This is a genomic window from Desulfurococcus sp. (assembly GCF_049970475.1).
Lineage (GTDB): Archaea > Thermoproteota > Thermoprotei_A > Sulfolobales > Desulfurococcaceae > Desulfurococcus > Desulfurococcus amylolyticus.
Map to the genome: position 1 here is coordinate 1 of NZ_JBMFMW010000129.1, position 2,670 is coordinate 2,670.

Genomic DNA, 2,670 nt, shown 5'->3' on the forward strand with positions numbered 1-2,670 from the left:
TGGCTCCACGACGCTAGTATGAATCCTCCCCTACTCATAGCTCTCAAACCTCGATAACTCCTCGGCTGGGAGTACTGAGAGCCAGTCTATTCTGATGCCTGGGGGGATAACAGTCTTATTGCTTAGTATATCGGCTACGAGCCCTGCTACCTCGCCTGGTGTAGTGTTAGATGTATCGATCTCATATATTTTTTCCTCACCGAACACTGTTAACGCATTATATGATACGACACCAAGTATCTCGGCCATCACGTTCTCATTGATCTTCCTCCTGTCCCACCCCCTCGACTCAAGCCTCTTCTCCAGTACCAGGGGATGCGTTCTCAGCACGAATACTTTTTCAACTACACTGGGATCCAGGATCTCAGGGTAATGGGTGCTAACTATGATATAGCCTTCACTATTCCCAGCAAGCATTGACACCTCACGCGACAAAGCATCCTCATCTATCACATAGCTACCCCTCTCATCGTCGAAACCAGTAACTAGCCCTCTCTCCAAGGCATACCTCCCAAGCTCGATTAGCTGAAACCCCGTCAGGGAGGCCAGCTCCCTTGATACACTGGTCTTCCCTGTACCAGGTACCCCAGCTACCACTATTATCTTACCCATTTAAACACCCCTGGTTTATTAGCGAAGTCGCCCTTATTATAACACGAACCTGGAGCCAGCCAAGTTTTTAAATAGGGATCCCGTTATAACATGTTTATAGACTACCTGGTGGGTGATTTGAGTATTCAGGAGTCATCAAAGAAGCCCGGTGAAATAGTTTACATCCTGCCGAAGCTACATAGCGGCGAGGAAGTATTATCCCTTACAACAAGTGTTTGCCCATACTGCTACAGGGTTCTCCCAGCTGTAATAGTTGAGAGAGATGGGAAGGTATATATTAGAAGAATCTGCCCGGAACACGGTGAAATCGAGGAACTATACTACGGCGATGTAGATTTCTATAAGAGGGTTGTAAAGTACACTGAAGACGGGAGGGGGGCTAGACACATATACACACAGGTTAAAACACTATGTCCATTCAACTGTGGATTATGCCCGATGCATAAACAACATACGGCGCTGGTGAATATGGTTGTAACAAATAGATGTAACTTATCCTGCTGGTACTGCTTCTTTTACTCGGAGGCCTCGGGATACGTCTACGAGCCGAGACTGGATCAAATAAGGGATATGGTTAGAAGCATTAAGAAGCAGGGTGTAACCGTTGCAATACAGTTGACTGGAGGGGAACCATTATTAAGGGAGGACCTCGTCGACATCGTGAAGCTATTAAAGGAAGAGGGGGTAAGACACATACAGTTAAATACTAATGGGATAAGATTCGCCGAGCTATATATAGAGGACCCAGTTAAAGCGGTCGAGTACGCTAGGGAGCTGAGAAGCAGCGGCGTAAACACAGTATACCTCAGCTTCGACGGGGTAACGCCCGTAACAAACTGGAAGAACCACTGGGAGGTACCATACATACTTGAGACGTTCAGGAAGGCCGGCATGACCAGTACTGTACTGGTTCCAACGGTTATTAAAGGCGTGAACACACATGAGCTCGGAGCTATAGTCAGGTTCGCTGCTAAACACATGGATGTTATAAGAGCAGTGAACTTCCAGCCGGTGAGCCTCACTGGATACATGAAGAAGCATGAGAGGGAAAAGTACAGGATAACAATACCAGAGGTAGTAAAGTTGATAGAGGAGCAGACCGATGGACAGGTAACCAGAGATGCATGGTTCCCGATAAACGTTAGCGCATTATTCTCAAGGTTCATAGAGGGATTCAGCGGCGAATTCAAGTTCGAGATGAGTAACCACCCGATATGCGGCGTTGGAACCTATATATATGTCGAGAAAAAAAGCAACGAGATAAAGCTGATCCCTATCACTAGTTTCGTGGATGTGGAGGGTTTACTCGAATACCTAAGAGAGAAATGGGAGGACCTCGTAACTGGGTCGAACAGGTATATGGTTGGGCTGAGGCTGTTATATTCCATAAGGAAATTCATTGACTCAAGCAAGCAGCCCGAGGAATTCGACTTATACAAGCTATTGTTCAACGTTATAATAAAGCGAAGCTATGAGGCACTGGGTGAGCTCCATTACAAGCTATTATTCCTGGGCCAAATGCACTTCATGGACCTCTACAACTACGATATACAGAGGGTACAGAGATGTAATATACATTACTCGGTGCCAGATGGTAGATTAATACCTTTCTGCGCATTCAACATATTCGACGACATATACAGGGATAAAATACATAAAGAATACGGTATATCACTTGAAGAATACTCGAGCAAATACGGTCTACCAAAAGGACAGGTAACCAGGAAATATATTAGGGATAGGAGGAGGCTGGAGTCCAGTGAAATATATAAGCTAGCATATGAAGGAGTAATCCACTCCAAGGCATGATAAATGAGTCAGCAAAAAAATTATTTTAAATGAATCAGATGCATGAATCAATTATATTTTTCCAGACCTTAGGAAATCCCTTATAAGCCCTATACCCACTGGTGCAAAATACGCGACAGCTATCAGGTTTGGTATAGCCATGAGACCATTTGCCATATCAGCGAAATTCCAGAATACCTCGAACATTTCTGTTTCAGCAATTGCTGCAGGTATTATGGGTATAACCCACATGAACCTCCATATCCACCT

The 2,670-nt window shown here is 44.9% G+C and carries 3 protein-coding genes; 1 reads left to right on the forward strand and 2 read right to left on the reverse strand.

The annotated features are described in order from the left end of the window. Positions 1-30: 30 nt before the first annotated feature. Positions 31-612, reverse strand: a complete 582-nt coding sequence (locus ACP5N5_RS06575; protein WP_428134279.1) for an adenylate kinase family protein — start codon at positions 610-612, stop codon at positions 31-33. A 90-nt stretch (positions 613-702) separates the two neighbouring features. Here ACP5N5_RS06575 and tes point away from each other — a divergent pair, with 90 nt between their 5' ends. Continuing rightward, positions 703-2,421, forward strand: a complete 1,719-nt coding sequence (tes, locus tag ACP5N5_RS06580) for a tetraether lipid synthase Tes (RefSeq protein ID WP_428134283.1) — start codon at positions 703-705, stop codon at positions 2,419-2,421. Between the two features lie 51 nt (positions 2,422-2,472). Here the strand turns inward: tes and ACP5N5_RS06585 are convergent. Continuing rightward, the coding region (locus ACP5N5_RS06585; protein WP_428134287.1) for an alanine:cation symporter family protein at positions 2,473-2,670 on the reverse strand (198 nt) is incomplete at its 5' end.